10 protein-coding genes and 1 pseudogene are annotated in these 18860 nt (G+C 68.9%); 4 read left to right on the forward strand and 7 right to left on the reverse strand.

The features are described 5' to 3' along the window. Positions 1-40: 40 nt before the first annotated feature. From LTT66_RS30910 to LTT66_RS30940, 7 genes and pseudogenes are all read right to left on the reverse strand, one after another. Complete coding sequence (locus tag LTT66_RS30910; RefSeq protein WP_233062067.1) at positions 41-943, reverse strand: alpha/beta fold hydrolase; 903 nt, start codon at positions 941-943, stop codon at positions 41-43. A 189-nt stretch (positions 944-1132) separates the two neighbouring features. Further along, on the reverse strand, positions 1133-2110 hold the full coding sequence (locus tag LTT66_RS30915; protein ID WP_233062068.1) for an ATP-binding protein: 978 nt from the start codon (positions 2108-2110) through the stop codon (positions 1133-1135). Positions 2111-2491: 381 nt separating this feature from the next. Beyond that, a pseudogene (locus LTT66_RS30920) lies at positions 2492-2644 on the reverse strand (IS110 family transposase); the annotation flags it as partial. A gap of 101 nt (positions 2645-2745) precedes the next feature. Then, the gene (locus LTT66_RS30925) at positions 2746-3507 is read right to left on the reverse strand and encodes a TIGR03943 family putative permease subunit (RefSeq protein WP_233062069.1); all 762 of its coding nucleotides are present in this window, start codon (positions 3505-3507) and stop codon (positions 2746-2748) included. Continuing rightward, a complete protein-coding gene (locus LTT66_RS30930; RefSeq protein WP_233062070.1) occupies positions 3504-4505 on the reverse strand; it encodes a permease in 1002 nt (333 codons plus the stop codon). The genes LTT66_RS30925 and LTT66_RS30930 overlap by 4 nt, the downstream gene beginning before the upstream one ends. A gap of 91 nt (positions 4506-4596) precedes the next feature. Then, on the reverse strand, positions 4597-5211 hold the full coding sequence (locus LTT66_RS30935; RefSeq protein ID WP_233062071.1) for a class I SAM-dependent methyltransferase: 615 nt from the start codon (positions 5209-5211) through the stop codon (positions 4597-4599). A gap of 33 nt (positions 5212-5244) precedes the next feature. After that, entirely contained in the window at positions 5245-6330 is a 1086-nt protein-coding gene (locus LTT66_RS30940; RefSeq protein WP_233062072.1) for an aldo/keto reductase, read from the reverse strand. A 46-nt stretch (positions 6331-6376) separates the two neighbouring features. Between LTT66_RS30940 and LTT66_RS30945 the strand changes: the two genes are divergently transcribed. The 4 genes from LTT66_RS30945 to LTT66_RS30960 are packed head-to-tail and all read left to right on the forward strand — an operon-like array spanning position 6377 to position 18789. Then, complete coding sequence (locus LTT66_RS30945; RefSeq protein ID WP_233062073.1) at positions 6377-10294, forward strand: non-ribosomal peptide synthetase; 3918 nt, start codon at positions 6377-6379, stop codon at positions 10292-10294. After that, the gene (locus LTT66_RS30950) at positions 10281-10778 is read left to right on the forward strand and encodes an OsmC family protein (protein ID WP_233062074.1); all 498 of its coding nucleotides are present in this window, start codon (positions 10281-10283) and stop codon (positions 10776-10778) included. The genes LTT66_RS30945 and LTT66_RS30950 overlap by 14 nt, the downstream gene beginning before the upstream one ends. Further along, entirely contained in the window at positions 10775-18070 is a 7296-nt protein-coding gene (locus LTT66_RS30955) for a type I polyketide synthase (RefSeq protein WP_233062075.1), read from the forward strand. The genes LTT66_RS30950 and LTT66_RS30955 overlap by 4 nt, the downstream gene beginning before the upstream one ends. Further along, positions 18067-18789 carry a class I SAM-dependent methyltransferase gene (locus LTT66_RS30960; protein WP_233062076.1) on the forward strand — a complete coding sequence of 241 codons (723 nt, stop codon included), beginning with the start codon at positions 18067-18069 and terminating at the stop codon, positions 18787-18789. The genes LTT66_RS30955 and LTT66_RS30960 overlap by 4 nt, the downstream gene beginning before the upstream one ends. The last annotated feature ends 71 nt before the right edge of the window (positions 18790-18860 follow it).

An 18860-nucleotide genomic window follows, 5' to 3' on the forward strand; every position in this document is an offset into this window, starting at 1 on the left:
GGTGATCTCAGCGGTCAGCGGGTTCCCACCGGCACCCCGTCTACGGGCGAGCCGCCCGGTCGACGACGTCGCGGATCGCCTGGACCACGGCATCCGGGCGGTCGAAGCAGAGCCGGTGGTGCGCGGTGTCGGAGAGGATGCGTTGTTCCCCGTGCGAGACGGCGCTGAGCAGGGCCGCGTCCATTCGCCTCCTGCCGTCATGCATCTTCTGCAGCGTCTCCGCCTGCTGGGCGGGGTCGGGGCCCAGCACGCTGAGAGCGACCACCGGGACATCAGGAAGGTTCGGCCCGGCCCGCAATTCGGTGGCCACTTCGGTCAACCTGCTGCGCTCGGCGATGCCGATCTTGATCCATTCGTCACTCGCCTTGGCATCGATCAACGGCCCCCGGACGTGCTCCGGGTAGTCCGCGAGCAACTCGGTGCGCATCTCACGCATGGCCGAGCGCAGCTGGTCGAGCTGCTCCAGATCAGGCGCCATCTGCTCGGCCGCGGCCAGATGCATCTCGGGCGGCATGAAGTCGTCCCAGTCGCGGTGCAGTCCGTCCAACCAGACCAGCCCGGCTACGTCTCGCGGGTACAGCTGCGTGAACCGATGCGCGTAGAAGCCGCCGAGAGAGTGGGCCGCGAGAACATACGGTGCGGCGATGTTCTGGGCGCGCAGCAGCTCGTGTAGTTCTGTGGCAACCGCGGCGGCGGTGCGCGGCAACGGGAGAGGATCGCTATAGCCCGTGCCACCGCGGTCGTACACTACGGCGGTGGTGAACTGCGAAACCTGTTGCTGGACACCGAAATAGTCCAAACCGACCGCGCTGGCTCCCGGCAGGAACACGACGGCCGGCCCGCCGCTGCCCGACCGATGCACGAAGATACGGCGGCCGTCGATCGCCTGGAACCCTCCGACCGGCGGCGCGAGCCGAGCCGAGGGCGTGCTGTTGTTTGTCATGCGACAAATGCTCCAACCCTGACGCAGGGTCAAGGTCAAATCTTGCGGCGCACGCTCGTGGCTCTTCTCGATACCTCCCTTGGCTCCCGAGCCGGTAGGGGCCGGGTGCCGACACCCGGCCCCTCGTTGCTCGTATCTCCCTGGCGAGGCAATCGACGTCGCGATCAGATGGGCCCCGCCGGCCCGGTCTTAGCGGATCGCCCCTGCGCTGAGCTGTTCGAGATGCACGTCGGGTCGCAGCGTGAAGCCTGGATCGACTTGCGCCACGAGGTCCTTGCCCGCCCATGCCTCGGCGTTGCGCACATGGAATTCGACGGCTTGGCGCTGGTAAGTTTCCCAGTCGCGGTCGACCGCGTCGAGCGCCGACCGGAGTGTGGTCAGGGCGTCGTGGTTGTCGGGCTCGAGGTCGGTGATCGGCCGGATATCACCGCGCTCGGCGGCACGCACATGCGTCGAGCGGCCTATCCAGCACAGCAGATCATCTCCCACCTGCTCGCGCAGGAACGCGAGATCTTCCTCGTCGCAGACCTTGTTGCCGATCACGGCGACACGGATGCCGAAATCTTTGGCATAGCCCAGATACTGGCGATAGACGCCGACGCTGCGCAAAGTCGGTTCGCACACCAGGGCGGTCAGATCGAAGCGGGTGAACAATCCCGATGCGAACGAGTCGGCGCCGGCCGTCATATCGACCACCACATACTCGCCTGCGCCGTCGACCATATGGTTGAGCAGCATCTCGGCGGCGCCGACCTTGGAGTGATAGCACGCCACCCCCAGATCCTCGTCGGCGAACGGTCCGGTCACCATCAGCCGCGCTCCGCCGGCCTGCCGGACGCAGGCGGCGTAGATCGGGTTGTCCTCCACGACACCGAGCAGCCGTGACCCGGTTCCCGGCGGCGTGGTCTTGATCATCGCCTCGGCCGAGGGAATTCGCGGATTCGTGCCACGCAGGTAGTCCTTGATCAACGGCAGGTGCTCGGCGAGGGTCGGCAGCGTCACCGATTCCTCCTCGCTGACGCCGAGAGCCGCGGCCAAGTGCTGGTTGATGTCGGCATCGATCGCCAGGGTCGGCGCACCCTGCTCGACCAGATGACGGATGAACAACGAGGACAGAGTTGTCTTGCCGCTGCCACCTTTTCCGACGAAGGCGATCTTCACCGCCACACTTCCTCTCTATGGGTAACGAAATTCATATTCGAAACGGGCGACGACAATGTACAGCGGTGCCCGGCAAGCCTGGAATCCGGGCCGGTGCTACGAGCCTCTCGCTGCCGCGAATTCCTGCGACTGGCAGCGCTTTTCGAGCCATCCCGCAGTGCCGAACCGGCAAGGCTCAGCTGGAGCGGCCCATCTCGGTGAACCGGTTCCGGGGGCTGAAGTCCCGAATCGCCGTCGCCACTTCGGGAGTGGCTGCCAATCGTCGCGGTCTGTCCGGGGGTGTCCCTATCTCTGACGTCAAGTCGATCCGGCGCGGTCTGGGTTCTATGCGGGAGGTGGGCGGTCAGCGGGCTCTGGCTGCCCGGCAATGCCGCGTATCGGGTGTTCGACGTGAGCCACGTCGTGGCCACAGGCGCGGGCCACGGTCACCGGCAGCGCGCCGATCGTGTTCGGTTGGTCGACCACGATCAGCAGTGGCCCGTGCGCGGCCGGCCGGGCGAGCACCTCCCGCCGCTGAGCCTCGCTGTTGGGTAACGCTCGCGCCGAGTCGTCTCTGCCGCAACAGAATCCGGCCCCGTCGTTTCGGGCACCGGCGTACAGGACCAGTCTCCCGCCTATCTCGCCGCAGTGACGGCGGAACACTAGCGGCTGCGTTCGTATGTGTGTTCCGGAGCCGGGATCCGCTGATAGCCGGTGACGCGGAGGGTTGGTGTGTGGTCGGGGTCATGCTGGGCGCTGTCCGGTTCGACGATGCCGCGGACTTCGAGCCACGTGTCGTCCTCGATCAGTTCCGGCATCTCCGCAAGGTGCACGAGGACATAGCGGGCATCGGCGACGCAGCAGGTGATGACCACTCGCGCGAGATCTGTGTCGGTGGTGTCGGGATGCTGTGACCCCAAACCCACTGGCCGCATCGCGAATCCGCTGACGGTCACCTCCCGGCCGTCCAGGGAGCGGTTCGAGTCGAACAGCGCCCGATCCACCAGATCGACAACCCGCAAAGTCGGTGCGGGATCCGTCGGCAGTGGTGGAAACGGCCATCGCTCCGGTTGCGCGGAGGGCGAATCGCGGGGCACGACCTGTACTCGGGGGCTCGTCACGGCGGCGTCGGCGCCCAGTGCGGGCGGGGCGATCAGCAGCAGCGCCGCGGCCGGAAGCAGCAGTAACCACTGGGCCCGGCCGGTGCCGTGCGCATGGTCGTGCTCGTCGGCCGGGGTGGCCGCGCCGCGCCGGATGTCGCGCACGATCGCGATCAGTCCCAGCAGGACGAAACCTGCGCCGCTGATCAGCAGAAACGGAAAGAGGCCGGGTTTCACGTAGCGCAGGTAGGAGCCATCGAGCGCGATCCACGAAACCGCGCCGCCGATCAGCAGCAACAGCAGATTCTGGGTCTCCCGTCTCACCGGGCACCTCCGAGAAAGACGTATCCGGCGAGGGCGCCGCACATCACGGCCACTACGAACGTCAACGGCGCGAACCGCATTGCGAACGCCCGACCGAATGTACCGGCCTGCATGGCGAACAGTTTCACATCGACCGCGGGTCCGACCACCAGGAACACCAGCCGCGGCAGCAGCGGCAGCGCCGACATGCTCGCCGCGACGAACGCGTCGGCCTCCGAGCACAGCGCGAGCACGATCGCCAAGACCGCCAGAACGACGATGGCTATCACCATCTGGCCGGCCAGATGTTCGTACCAGGAGGGCGGAACCAGCACATGAAGTGCGGCGGCAGCCATCGCGCCGAGTACGAGAAACGCGCTGGCCTGCAATAGATCGTGGCGCGCGGCCTCGGTGAAGACCTCCCAGCGGGTGCGGCCCACCACGCAGTGGCCATGCCCGGCCTTGGGCAACAGCCACGCCGGACGCCCGAACTTCGACCAGACGAAGCCCATCGCGACGGCGGTGGCCAGCGAACCGGTGAATCGCGCCGCGACCATCCCTGGCTCGCCTGGAAACGCCACTGCGGTGGAGATCAGCACGACCGGGTTGATCGCGGGCGCGGACAGCATGAAAGCCAGCGCCACCGAGCCCGGCGCCCCCTGATCGGTCAACCGCCGCGCCACCGGCACGACACCGCACTCACATCCCGGCAACGCCATACCCGCCAGCCCGGCTACGCCGATCGCCGCAGTCTCGTTGCGCGGCAGTACCTTTCGCAGCACGGCGGGGGAGACCAACGCCGCGATGCCGCCACTGACCAGTACCCCCAGTACCAGGAAGGGAACCGCCTGCACAAAGACACCCGAGAATATCGTCACCGCGGTCTGCAATCGTGCCGACGCACCGACCGCGCGCACCAGCGGCGCCTGCATGGCCAGCCCGAGGGCGATCAGCGCGACCAGTACATACGTCGAGGGCACCTTCGTCCGGATCGAGGTCAGAGTGTTCTGCGCGAGCACGCTCACATCCTGTCAGCAGAAGCCACCGAACCCGTCGGCCGACCCTGATCGATGGTGTGGCCCCGTATCGATCGGGCCGGCCGCGTGGCGATCAGGCCGGCCGCGTGGCGGTGGCGATCTGGAAGGCGCTGTCTACGCGCCTGATTTTCGGCTCCTGCAGGCCGGCGCCTTCGAGCATGGCGACGAGTTCGGCGTCGGAGTGGAAGCGGGCGAGCTTGGCGACCGGCGGCGGCATGAGCGACCGCGGGGGATCGGGTGCGACGGTGTGCAGGACCAGGCGGCCGTTCGGTTCGAGGACGCGGTGGAGTTCGGACAGCATGGCGGGCGCGTCGACGAAGAACAGTATGTTCATCGCGGTCGCGCTGCTGAAGCGCCCGTCCGGCAGGGGCAATGTTTCCGCTGCGGCCTCGATGACCTCGAGCCTGCCCTCTCGTACAGCGGTCTCGTTCCTCGATCTGGTGAGCGCCACCATGTCGGCGCTGTGATCCACGGCGGTCACACGGCAGCCGGTTTCGAGCGCACGAGCGGCGAAGGTGCCGCCGCCGCAGCCCACCTCGAGGAGGTGGTCGCTGTCGGTGAGGTGAAGTTCTGCCAGCGTGTCGCGGAAGATTTCGTGGTGGGATTTCATGTCCCGCCACATCAACCGTGCCAGTGGTCCGCGAGGTCTGCGCAGCAGTCGGTCGGTGAACAGATCGAAAAGAGCCAAGGCGAATTCCTGTCGTGATCGTCCCAAGGTGGTTCAGGTGTGAGCGCTCGGCTGAATCCGCATGTCTCCGTGCACGCTTCGGCGAGCCAATGGGCGTGCGAGTACGGTGTGCGGATATCCCGGCGTGATGGCGGATGCACTGCTGAGGCGCTCGAGATGGTGGTCGTCGAGCGTGAGGTCCAGGGCGTCGAGGTTGTCCTCGAGTTGCGCGCGAGTTCGGGCACCGAGCACGGGTGCGGTGACGCCGGGTCGGCGCAACAGCCAGGCTAGGGCCACCTGCGCCGGTGACCGGCCGAGTTGCCGGGCCACCTGGCGTACGGCCTCGGCGATGGTCAGCGACCGCTCGCTGAGACCGTCGTTGGCGACGATGAGGTCTTTGCGGGTGGTTCCCACCACGGGACGCCGTGCCTCCGAGGGGAGATCCGCATCGGTGTACTTACCGGCGAGCACGCCTCCCGCCAGTGGCGACCAGGCAACCACGCCGAGACCCAGTTCGCGGGCCATCGGCAGCATGTCGTGTTCGGCCGTGCGCTCGGTCAGGTTGTACTCCAGTTGCACCGCGATGAGCGGGGTCCACCCCCGCAAGTCGGCAATCGTCTGCATGCGTGCGATCTGCCAGACGGGGGTATTCGAAATGCCGAGGTACAGCACCTTGCCCGCGCGCACCAGATCGTCCATGGAGCGCAGGATCTCCTCGGGCGGCGTGAGGTCGTCCCACATGTGCAGGTAGAGCAGGTCGAGATAGTCGGTGCGCAGTCGGCGTAGGCTCGCCTCGACCGAGGCGACCATGTTCTTGCGATGGTTGCCGCCGGAATTCGGATCGGTGAGCCTTCGCAGCAGCGTGTACTTCGTCGACAGGACGAGCGCCTCGCGGTCGGCCCCGGCGAACTCGCCGAGCCATTCCTCGGCGGTGCCGTTGGTGTAGTTTCCTGCCGTGTCGAGGAAGTTGCCGCCGCGTGTGAGGTAGGCGTCGAAGATGCGCCGGGCCTCGTTCTTGTCGGCCCCCCATCCCCAGTCGGTTCCGAAGGTCATGGTGCCCAAGGCCATCGGCGAAACACGCAGTCCCGACCGTCCCAGCAATCGGTAGCAGTCCAGAGCATTGTTGAAAAACGTTGTCATTATCGCTTAGTGTAGGCCCGCTGAGTTTTCCGAGCAAGGGCTGGAGATGGCAACAATCGATACAGAAGTGCGGCGTTGCGCCGCAACGGTTCTCGGAATCGATGCGGGCGGGATCGACGCACAGCGCCCCTTGCAGGAACACGGGCTGGATTCCTTTCTCGCCGCCCGTCTGCACCTGCGTCTGGCCGAACGCACAGGGGTGCGCGTTCCCCTGGAAGCCTTCGTCGGAGCCACGCTCGACTCGCTGGTCGCCGAGATCGAAAAGCGCGGAGAATCGGTCGATTCGACGCATCGTGAGACCGTCTCGCCGTCGCCGCCCGTCGCGGCGTCCGAGATCGTCATCGAAGAGGACCTGACCCCCATCCAGGCGTCCTACTGGGTGGGCCGCGAGGCCGGCATGCCGCTCGGTGGGGTGGCCACGTTCTACTACTTCGAATTCGACCGCGATCCGGAACGATTCGTGGCAGCCGACGCGCGGGCCGAAGTGGGCGCGCTGGAGACGGCGTGGAACGCGGTGGTGGCACGCCACGACATGCTGCGGGCCATCGTGACCGACGACGGCCGTCAGCGGGTACTGCCGCAGGGGCGGCGCTACCGCATCGAGGTCACCGACCTGCGGGATGCCGCAGGCGATGCCGCCGCGACCTTGGCGCGGCTGCGCCACGAGAAGTCGCATCAGGTGCGCGATACCGCCACAGGACCGTTGTTCGACATCCACGCCGCGCTTCTGCCGTCCGGCGCGCTGCGGCTTTTCGTCGGATTCGACATCATCGTGCTGGATATGGCGAGCTGGATTCAGCTCATGCGGGAGTGGGGGGAGTTGGTCGCGAATCCGGACGCGGCACTGCCACCGCCGCCGACCTCGTTCCTGAGTATCGTGCGCGCCCGCCGGGCGACCGAGGCCGGCCGCCGGGAACGGGATCGCGCCTACTGGCAGGAGCGGCTGGCCACCCTGCCGCCCGGCCCTGGGCTGCCCTATGCGGTGGCTCCCGAAACGATTCGCACCGCCCGATTCCGGCGTCACGAGGCGCGGCTCGCGCCGGAGCACTGGACGGCCCTCGGCTCTCGTGCCGCACAGCATGGCCTCAGTCCTACCGCGGTGCTGCTCGCGGCTTTTGGACTCACCTTGTCGCGGTGGGGGGCCACCGACGCGTTCTGTCTCAATGCCACCCTGTTCGACCGATCCGACGAAGGCGGGGACAACGAGGGCGTGGTCGGGGATTTCAGTACCACCGCGCTGGTCGAGATGCCGACCCCGAACCCGGGCGATTGGCTCGGGTTCGCCGACTACGCTCGCCGCGTCAACACGCGGTTCTGGGCCGACCTGGAACACCGCTCCTACAGCGGTGTCGAGGTGCAGCGCGAGCAGACCGCCGACCTCGCGCCGCGTTACCCGGTGGTGTTCACCAGCGGCGTCGGGCTCGGCCAGGCAGACGGCCCGGCCGCGGGCTGGTTGGGCGACGAGGTGTTCGGCGTCTCACAGACACCGCAGGTGACACTCGACCACATCGTCTGGGACGAGGCCGGCGGATTGCGGCTGGCGTGGGATGCTGTCGAGGACATCTTCCCGACCGGCTTCGTGGATCGGATGCTCGCCGCCCACACTCGCCTGCTTCGACGGCTGGCCGAGGACGAGAACACCTGGGACACCGCGGAACTGGGTTGGAATCCGTATTTCGAGACGGCGCAGCCACTTCCATCCGGACTCGGCGCCGGTTTGCTTACCGACCTGCAGCGCCAGCAGGTGGGCGAGCGGCCGGAGTCGGCAGCCGTGCTCTCCACCGCGGGACTCCTCACGCACAGCGAGGTGTCTGCGCGGGCGCGCGACATCGCCGGGCGGTTGATCGCGGCCGGTGTCCGCCCGCGCGATCGGGTTGCGGTGCTCGCTCCCAAGTCGGCGGAACAGATCGTCGCCGTCTACGGAGTTCTCTGGGCCGGAGCGACATTCGTTCCGATCGAGCCGGAATGGCCCGCCTCGCGCATTGCCTCGGTGTGTCGCCGCGCGGGGATCGGACATGCCCTCGCCGTAGCCGATGTGGAGCTGCCCGAGAACGTCACCGCACACCCGCTCGACGCCCCTGGCGGTGCCGTCACCGTCGGCGAGCCGATCGCCACCGCGGACGACGACCTTGCCTACGTCATCTTCACCTCCGGATCGACCGGTGAACCCAAGGGGGTGGCCGTCGAGCACCGCGCCGCCCGCACCACGATCGACGACATCAACGATCGCTTCGGCATCGGTCCGGGCGATCGGGTACTCGCGCTGTCGGCGCTGAGTTTCGATCTGTCTGTTTACGACATCTTCGGTGTGCTCGGCGCGGGCGGGGCGCTGGTACTCCCGGACGTCCACCGGCTGCGCGATCCGGGCCACTGGTGCGAACTCGTCGCCGCTCACCGGGTGACGGTGTGGAACACGGCACCCGCGCTCGCGGAGATGCTCGTCGAATACGCCGAGGCCGACCCGGCGGCGGCCGCACGGCTGCGGTCGCTGCGCGTACTGCTGCTGTCCGGTGACTGGATCCCGTTGTCGCTGCCCGGCCGCCTGCGCGCGGTGATCGGCGAGCAGGTGCGGGTGATCAGTTTGGGCGGCGCGACCGAGGCCGCCATCTGGTCGATCTGCCATCCCGTTCAGGAGGTGCGGCCCGAGTGGACCAGCATCCCGTACGGCAGGGCGCTGCGCGAGCAGTTCTTCCTCGTGCTCGACGAGGACGGCCTGCCCTGTCCGGTCGGCGTACCGGGTGAACTGCACATCGGTGGGGCCGGTCTGGCACGCGGGTATGTCGGGGACGACGAGCAGACCGCCCGTCGTTTCATCCGGCACGACCGGCTGGGGGAGCGGCTGTACCGAACCGGTGACCTGGGCAAGTGGCGGCCCGACGGAGCCATCGAGTTCCTCGGCCGCGTCGACCGGCAGGTCAAGGTCCGCGGCCACCGCATCGAGCTGGGGGAGATCGAGGCCGTACTCGACCGGCATCCGGCCGTGCGCCGGTGTGTGGCGGCGGCGGTACCGGGGGCGGACGACCGGCCGCAGCTCGTGGTCTACGTGGTGGCCGGTGACATACCGGCGGACACCGCGGAACTCACCACCCACGCGGCGCGTCACCTGCCGCAGTACATGGTGCCGTCCCGGTGGGTGCTTCTGGACGCCGTGCCGTTGACATCCAACGGCAAGGTCGACCATTCCCGATTGCCGAACCCGTTCCGTCGCGAGGAAGCCGAGACGGGAACCACCGCACCGGCCGAATACAGCCCGGTGACCAATGGATTTCCGACCGAAAACGGACGACCGGATCCCGGCCGAATCGCCCCGGTGGCCGCTCTAGCGCCCGCCCGGCGGACGGCCGCCTCAGCAGGCGATCTCGCCGAGAGATCGGTTGCGGCGGAGGAACAGGCGAGCACACCGGCCGACGACTGGCTGCTGCACGCGGCACGACAAGCCGAGGCGCTGGGACTGACGCTGACACTGCGTGCACAACCCCTCGACGGCGTCACCGGGAACAACGCCGACGAGTGGGTCCGTCGTCTGCATACGGCGGCCACGGCCCGCGGCCTCGTCGCCGAGGCGCACTACGGCGACGCGGCCGAACTCGTCCTCACCGCCGCGTTGCCGACCATCACGGCCACCCGCGCGCGGATCGAATCCGCGGTCGTCGAGGTCTTCACCGACCTGCTCGGCCCAGGTATCGCGGCGACCACCCCGTTCAACGATCTCGGCGCGACCTCCTTGACCCTGGTCCGTGCCCATCGCAAGCTGCGGCATCTCACTTCGGTGCTCACTGTGCCGGACATCTTCCGGCTCGGCACCGTCCGGCGGTTGACGGACTGGATCGTCGACCACACCGACCAGGAGACCTCGACCCGCGAATCCGGAGCCGTGTCGATCGATCTCACCGACGCCATAGCGCGCGGCCACCGTCGACGCGCCCACCGATCGAAAGCGAGGCTCGCGGATGTCGTTCGCTGACACCGTGTTCCGGCTGCGCACCGCCGCGAGCCGCGCGGCCGACCGCAGACAGCGGTTCACCGTCCGTACCGAACACCGTCCGGATACACCCACCGAGATGCGGGTGCGCATCGGTAAGCACACCCTCGTGGTCGACGAACCCGTGGCCGCGGGCGGCGGCGACGCCGGTCCAGACCCGATCGGGATGGCGCTGGCCGCGCTGGGCACCTGTCAGGCGGTCACGTACCGCTTCCACGCGGCACGGCTGGGTATCGCTATCCACTCGCTGTCGGTGGACGTCGACGCCGACGTGGACCTCGGGCCCGTTTTCGGGCTCGCCGAGCCGGTGCAACCGGGTCGTATCCGAGTCCGGGCCCGGGTGGGCGGTCCGGACGAAGCAGCCCGGTATCGCGAGCTGCACCAGCTCGTGGAGGCGTCCTGTCCGGTGCTGGCCATGATGCGCGGCCACCTGGCGGTGCACTCGGAATTGGAGATCGAATCGTGAACGACGACAATGCCGTCGCCATCGTCGGGATGGCCTGTAGATTCCCGGGCGCACCGGACCTTGCCGCCTACTGGGACCTGATCGCCTCGGGCCGGGAAGGTCTGACCCGGTTCGACGACGCGGAGCTCGCCGCGAGCGGGGTGCCCGCCGAACTGCGCGAGCACCGCAACTATGTGCCGGTCGGGGCGGTCATCGACGGACAGGACCGATTCGACCCGGAGCATTTCGGCATCGTCGCACGCGATGCCGCCCTGATGGATCCGCAGCTGCGGCTGTTGCTGGAATGCGCGTGGGACGCCCTCGGCGACGCCGGGCACCGCGGTGGCACCGGACTGGACGCGGTCGGCGTGTTCACCGGAGCCTCGCACAGCGACTATCTGGAGCACAACCTCATCGCCTACCGCCAAGGCGCGCAACGGGATCCGCTCGGTCGGCTGCAGGCGGAAACGGGCACGCTCACCGACTACTTCCCCCAGCAGATCGCCTATCGGCTCGACCTCACCGGCCCGGCGGTAGCGGTGCAGGCCGCCTGCGCCACCTCATTGGTCGCGGTGCACCTGGCCGCGCAGGCCCTCCTGTCGGAGGAGTGCGACGCGGCACTCGCAGGCGGTGCGTCATTGATCGTCCCCCAGGGCCGCGGTTACCTGCACGTGCCCGACGCGATCTTCTCCGCGGACGGACATACCCGGTCGTTCGGCGCGGACGCCACCGGTATGGTGCACAGCCAGGGCGTGGGCATGGTGGTCCTGCGGCGGCTCGCGGACGCGCTGGCCGACGGCGACCCGATCTACGCGGTGCTGCGCGGCAGCGCGCTGAACCACGACGGCGGCGGTAAGGCCGGTTTCACCGCCCCATCGGCTGCCGGGCACGCGCGTGTGATCAGTGAGGCGCTCGCCGTGGCGGATATCGGGATCGACGCCGTCGACCTGATCGAGGCACACGGCACGGCGACCGCCCTCGGTGACCAGATCGAATTGTCTGCGCTGACCGCGGTCTTCGCCGACCGCACGGCGCCCGAGCCGATCGCCTTGGGCTCGGTGAAGAGCAATATCGGCCATACCAACAGCGGGGCCGGAATCGCGTCGCTGATCAAGACCGCACTCGCCCTGTGGCATCGCCGCATCCCGGCAACCCTGCACGCGCGTCCCGCCCATCCCGATCTGGAACGCAGGCGCGGCCTGTTCGAGGCCGTCGAGCACACCCGGGACTGGCCGGAGCGCGACGGGACCAGGATCGCCGGCGTGAGCTCGATCGGCATCGGCGGCACCAACTGCCACGTGCTGCTCGAACAGGCGCCCCCGCACGGTGAGTCGAACGACCCGGATCCCGACCCGCGCGCACAGCTGCTGTTGATCTCGGCCGCAGCGGAGTCCGGATGCCGAGACCAACTCGCGCAGGCCGCGACCGTCGTGACGGCCGACGCGAGGGCCGACTACGCCTACACCGTCTCGAGCGGCCGGCATTCGGACTCCGGATGGCGTGCCACCGCACTATTGACCGATCAGGACCCGCGCCCGCGCCCGATCGCCCTCGCGCAGGTACCGCCGAGGCGATCGGACATCGTCTTCGCCTTCCCGGGAGCGGGTGCGCAGTATTCGGGGATGGGTGCCGGGCTCTACCGCGATGAGCCGGTGTTCACCGCCTGCATCGACCAATGCGCCGAAGCTCTGATCCCTTTGCTGGACTACGACATCCGCGGAATCGTCACCGGCCGCGCCCCGCAACAGGACGTCGACGACGTGCGCTACGGGCAGCCTGCCCTGTTCGCGGTGTCGCTCGCCACCGCGGCGACTCTGCGCGGCTACGGCATCGAACCCGACGGTGTTATCGGCCACAGCCTCGGCGAGTACGCGGCCGCGGTGGTCGCGGGAGTACTCGGCCTGCCCGACGCCGCGCGCTTGGTGGCAGTCCGATCGGCGGCGCTGGCCGATGCCGCGCCTGGCGCGATGCTGGCGGTCTCACTCGCCGAGGAGGACGCGCGCGCGGCGCTGGCACGCTACCCGGAGATAGCGTTGGCAGCGGTCAACGGCCCGGATGCCTGTGTGGTCTCCGGACCCGCCACGGCTGTCGAGGCGTTCGCGGCCGCCCTCGGTCGAGCCGGAATCCGCTCGAGCAGGCTGCACGTCGCAGCGGCCCTGCACTCGCCTGCCGTGGCGGCCGCGGTCCCGCCGTTGCGCGCCGCGGCGGCGAGCGTCCCGTTCGCACCGGCGGCTCTGCCGCTCTACAGCACTCTCACCGGCCGCAGGACCCGATCCCTGGACGCCGAGCACTGGGCGCGGCACCTGCGTGAACCGGTACTCTTCGCCTCTGCCCTGCGGACCGCGACGGCGGCGGCCCCCACCACCCTCGTCCAGGTAGGACCGGGCAGCACCCTCGCCACGCTCGCGCGCCGCAACGCACCCGAGGGCCTCACTGCCGCGCTGAGCACCCTGCCCGAGGCCGAGGAACGGACGGAGGGCGCCACCGCCGACCGTGCCGCGCTGCTCACCGCTGTAGGCCACCTCTGGTGCGGCGGTGCGGATATCGATGTGGCGGCCCTGCACCGCCGTCGCCGACGTGTCCGTCTACCCGTCCACCCCTTCCAGCGCCGCCGGATCTGGATCGATCCGCCTGCCGTCGGTGTAGTGCCACCTGCCGAACCGGACCGCGTGGTATCTGATCGCGCTGCGGAGACGAACGGGTTCGCGACCGTCGTCGAACCAGAGGCGCGTACCGAGCTCGTACCAGAGGGGCGACCGGAGCTCGTATCGGTGGTGAGCGCACCGACCGAGTCCCCGGCGGCGGTCTTCGAGCCGGTCGCGTCGTTCGCCGCACCCGCGCTGTCCAACGGTGCTCTCGTTGCTGCGGCGCCGAACGATATGACGGAACGTCGCGAACCCCCGCGATTCGCCGTTCCGGAAGAGGAGACGATCGCCGCCCTCTGGGCGGAGACGCTGGGCGAGCAGGTCGACGACGCCGAAGCCGACTTCTTCGCGCTCGGCGGAACCTCCATGCTGGCGACGCGCATGTTGGACGTCGTCAACGAGCGGGAGCGCACCGATATCCGCATGCGCGAGCTACTCTCGCACTCCACCGTGGCAGCCTTCGCCACACTGCTGCGCGATCGCCGCCCGCCGACGCCCGCGGCGAGCGTCGATTCGCCCGCGTCTCCCGTCGCCGACATCCAATCCGTTCGTCGGGACGAGATACCGGTCGTCGAGGCGGATCCCGTCGTGTTCCCGCTGACCCGGGTACAGCACGCGTACTGGGTGGGCCGATCGGGCGCGTTCGGCCTGAGCGATGTGTCCTGTCACATCTATCTCGAATACGACTGCGACAAACTGGATCTGGAACGCTACGAGCAGGCGTGGAACCTGGCGATCCGGCGGCACGAGATGCTGCGCGCCGTCATCACCGAGGACGGACGCAACCAGATCCTCACCGAGGTGCCGGAGTTCCGTATTCGTCGCCACGACCTCACCGCCTCCGCCGGACAGGCGCGCGAGGACACCCTCATCGAGTTGCGACGACGGTTGTCTCATCGGGTGCACCGCCCCGACCGCTGGCCGCTGTTCGATGTGCGTGCCGCGGTACTGGACGACACCACCACCCGGCTGTTCATCGGAATCGACGCCCTCATCTGTGACGCCGGGAGTTTCCTGGTCCTCGACCGCGACCTGCGTCTGCTCTACACCGACCGATCGGCCGTATTGCCGCCGCTGCCGACTCGGTTCGCCGACTACGTGGCATACACCGAGTCCCGCTCGGACTCCGCGGCCCGGCGGCGGGCGATCGACTATTGGCACAGCCGGATGGAGGACCTGGCCGGTCCGCCCGACCTGCCGACACACACCCGCACCCAGGCCCAGCCCTGGTTCGGACGCCGCGATGCCCGGCTCGCACCCGAGGAATGGCAGCAGCTGCGGCGGCTGGCCGCCGATCACGGCGTCACACCCTCGGCGGTCCTGCTCACCGCGTATGCGGACGTGCTCGCCGCCTGGTCCGGCGACGACCGGTTCACCCTGTCGCTGACCCTGGTCGACCGGCCGGTGGCCCTGCCAGGCATAGACTCCGCGATCGGCGATTTCACCACGCTGCTCGCCCATGAGGTCGACCGCACCGGCGGAGGCAACTTCGCCGAACGGGCCGCACAAACCCAACGGCGCCTCTTCGACGACATCGACCACCGCGAGTACTCCGCGCTGGATCTGCTCGCCGAACTGTCCACCCGCACCGGGCAGCGCAGGCTGCTGCCGGTGGTGTTCACCAGTGCGCTCGATGTCGCCCAGCTGGTCGGCGGCGCTCCGGATCTGGAATGGGCGGGCCCGATCGTGCACGGAGTGAGCCAGACCCCGCAGGTGTGGCTCGACCACCAGGCATTCGTCCACGCCGGCGGTCTGCAACTGCAGTGGGATGTCCTCGAAACCGTGCTCGATTCCGCGGCCGCGGATACGGCGTTCGCCTCCTATGTGGAGTGGCTGCGCCGCCTCGCCTCCACCCCGGAGGCGTGGACCGCCCCGGACGCCGCGATGAGCCGGGCGGAGGGGGACGAGGATGTGACCGACGCCGTGGCCGCCATCTGGACCCAGGTGCTCAACCTCGACGCCGGTGTCGTGCGACTCGATTCCACATTCGTGGGTCTGGGCGGCGATTCGGTGCTGGCGGTGCGCATGGCCACTATGGTGCGCCAGCGACTCGGTGTCGCCGTGCCCGTGGCCGAGCTGGTCGGGGACCTCTCGTTCGCCGACCTCATCGCGCTGATCGAGGAACGCCGCACCGGTATCGCGGTAACCGCCGTCGAACTGGTGCGGCAGGCCGACCCCACCGCGCCGTTCCCGCTCACCCCGCTGCAGCAGGCGTATTGGGTGGGACAGCAGCACGGGTACGCGCTGAGTTACGACTCAGCGCACAACTATGTCGACTTCCGGCTCACGGGGATCGACCCGACGGTCCTCGACACGGTGGTGCGGCGGCAAGTGGAACGCCAACCCATGCTGCGGGCGATCTTCCTGCCGGACGGCACCCAGCAGGTGCTGCTCGCCGACGATCCGCGATTGGCCGCCCTCCCCATCACCCACCTCGACCTGCGGAGGGCCGACGCCGGTGAGATCGATCGGCGGCTGGCCGCCATCCGCGCCGAACTACAGCGCACCGGCCCGCGAATGGATCCGTGGCCGTTCACCATCACCGCCGTGCGACTGCCGGGCGACGAACTGAGCCTGCACATCGTGTGCAGCCTGCTCGTGGCCGACGGATGGTCCGTCCAGCTGATGTTCACCGAGCTGTTCACCTACCTCGACGACCCGAATACGGTGCTTCCGGCGCTCACCGCCCACTTCGGCGACTATGTGGAGACCATCTCCCGGCAGCGTGGCGAACCCGAATGGCAGGCACAGCGCGACTGGTGGTGGGAACGGATCGACGATCTGCCGCCCGCCCCGGCGCTGCCCCTGGCGGTGCCGTTCGACCAAGTGCGCCCCGATACTCTGGAACGTCGCGAATTCCGGGTGCCCGGTGATCGCATGGCGGTCCTGCGCGATCGCTGTGCCGAGTACAACATCACGCCGACCGCCGCGTTCGCCACCTGCTGGGCATTGGCGTTGGCCCGGCTGGCCGGACATCGCCGCTTCCTGCTGAATGTGCTGTACCTCAACCGGTTACACCTTCCCCGCGATCTCGATCACGCCATCGGCCCCTACGCGGGCACGGTGCTGCTCGATATCGCCCTGCCTGTCCGGCCGACGTTCCTGACCGCCGCGCGGCATGTGCAGGAGGCCACCGCCACCATGCTCGACCACGGACAGGTCACCGGCGTGGAGGTGGTGCGCGAACTGGCCCGGCGCCGGCGTGACACCGCCCCCCAGGCCCCGGTCGTCTTCCACAGCACCCTCGGGCTGCATCCGCCGGGCGGCACCCCCGACACGGTGGGAGTTCGCGACTTCTACCAGCGCGTACGCACGCCGCAGGTGGCCCTGGACATGCAGGTGTTCCAGTGGGACTGGGACGACTCGGTGGCCGTGAATCTGGACGCCGTCGCGGAACTGTTCCCGCCGGGCGTACTCGACACCCTGTTCGCGGAGGTGTGCGATACCGTCACCGCGCTCGTGGACCGGCCCGAGACCTGGACGGCGACGGTCGAGTTGCCCGATACCGAAAAGCCCGCGCCCACAGCCGGTGCGCCGAGCCCCGCCGCGGTGAGCGGCCCACCCGCCACCGCCACCGAGCGCGCCATCGCCGAACTGTGGGAGCGGATGGTGGATGCCCCGCTCGATATCGACCGGGGTACCGACTTCTTCACCGCCGGGGGAGATTCCGTACTCGCCATCAGGATGCTCAACCGGCTGCGCGGCGAACTCGGCCTGGTGGTGACGCCACGGGAGTTCCTCGCCGACCCAACCCTGGCCGCGATTGCCACCGCCGCGCGGTCCGAGGCTCCGGAACAGTCGATTCCACTCGACTGCCTGGTCCCGCTGCGCGACGGCACCGGCCGACCACTGTTCCTGATCCACCCGACCGGTGGCGACATACTCTGTTACGTCGATCTGGCGCGGACACTCGATACCCGCGCACCGATCATCGGCATTCAGGACCCGGAACTGGTCGGCGTGCCCGGTCCGGAGACGATCACCGATCTGGCACGGGTGTACGAAGGCGTGGTGCGCGCCCACCAGCCCACCGGTCCGTACCGGATCGGTGGCTGGTCGATGGGCGGGATCATCGCGCACGAGGTGGCCCGGCGGCTGCGCGCGGCCGGTGAGACCGTGCAGGCACTGGTCCTGCTCGACTCGAATATCGCCGACCGCATTCACCATGTCGACGGGCGCGGATTCTGGACGCGCTACCTCGGATCGCTGGCGGCGTTCCTCGAGTTGGATATCGACACCGGCATGTTCGGACCCGACTTCGATCGGGCGCCGGATGACCTGCAGCGCGCCGAGGTCCGGCGCCGACTCGCGGACGCGGGCCTCGTCGAACGCGGCGCTCCCGCCGATCAGCGGCTCAAGGAGGACGTCTTCCGGCGTCATCTGCGCGCGCTCGGCGCGCACCAGACCGGTGATCTCGACGGTGCGGGACTCGAGGTGCTGTTGGTGCGGGCCGAGCTGCCCGCGCCGCACAATTCCGGGGTCGGTATGGGAGTCGACGACTGCGGCGATCTCTCGGACCTCGGATGGGCCGCGCACACCGACGTCGTGATCGATTCCCGGCCCGTCGCCGCGCATCACTATGCCCTGTTGCGACCGCCTGCGGTCGTCACGGTTGCTCATCTGGTATCGGAACTGCTTGCGAGCCTGAAAGATTCGGAGAATCCGTGACCGACGACTACGCCGCCGCGGCGGAGTTCTACGACCTCATGGCCACACCGTATGTGGCCGGAGTGGAACCGGTGCTGACGAAGCTGCTCGCCGGGGTGGACACCATCGCCGGACCGGTCGCCGATATCGGGGCGGGCACCGGACTGTCCACCATGCTGGTCGCCGACGCCCTACCCGACGCGCGGATCGTGGCGGTGGAACCGGCCGCCGCCATGCGCGCGGTACTGCTGTCGAGACTGGCGGCCCGCAAGGACCTGCGCGAGCGAATCACCGTGCTGCCCACCGGCTTCCTCGATACCCGACTGCCCGCGCGGTGTGCCGCGGTGGTCGCTCTCGGGGTGATCGGGCACTTCGACGCCGCCACCCGCCCGCGGGTGTGGGCGTCCATCGCCGAGGCACTGGCCCCGGGCGGCGACGCCGTGGTGGAAGTGCAGCGTCCCGGTCGCGTCGAACCCTCAGCGGAACGGCGCTACACCACCGCCCGCGCCGGTGACCTGCGTTACGAGGGCTGGAGCCGGGCCGACCCGGTGGACGCGGACTCCCTGATATGGCGGATGACCTATCGCACCTACCAGGACGACCGGCTGGTGCAGGAGGTACGCACCGAACACCACGTCTGGCCTGCCGACGCCGACCGGCTCACCGCCGAGGCCCGTGCGGCCGGGCTGCGGCCTGCCGACGCCGACCCGGCGACCGGGTTGTTGCGCTTCACCCGCTGACGATTCGCCGCAGCCGCTGGTGCGGCCGACGCCCGCTTCCCGGACCACCCGACCCGCTATGGAGGACAACG

The organism is Nocardia gipuzkoensis (assembly GCF_021183645.1).
In the GTDB taxonomy this organism is placed as follows: Bacteria; Actinomycetota; Actinomycetes; order Mycobacteriales; family Mycobacteriaceae; genus Nocardia; species Nocardia abscessus.

Excerpts from the sequence above, each read along its gene's own strand:
- LTT66_RS30945 (WP_233062073.1), top strand. The coding sequence starts at position 6,377 with ATGGCAACAATCGATACAGAAGTGCGGCGTTGCGCCGCAACGGTTCTC.
- LTT66_RS30950 (WP_233062074.1), top strand. The coding sequence starts at position 10,281 with ATGTCGTTCGCTGACACCGTGTTCCGGCTGCGCACCGCCGCGAGCCGC.
- LTT66_RS30940 (WP_233062072.1), bottom strand. The coding sequence starts at position 6,330 with ATGACAACGTTTTTCAACAATGCTCTGGACTGCTACCGATTGCTGGGA.
- LTT66_RS30910 (WP_233062067.1), bottom strand. The coding sequence starts at position 943 with ATGACAAACAACAGCACGCCCTCGGCTCGGCTCGCGCCGCCGGTCGGA.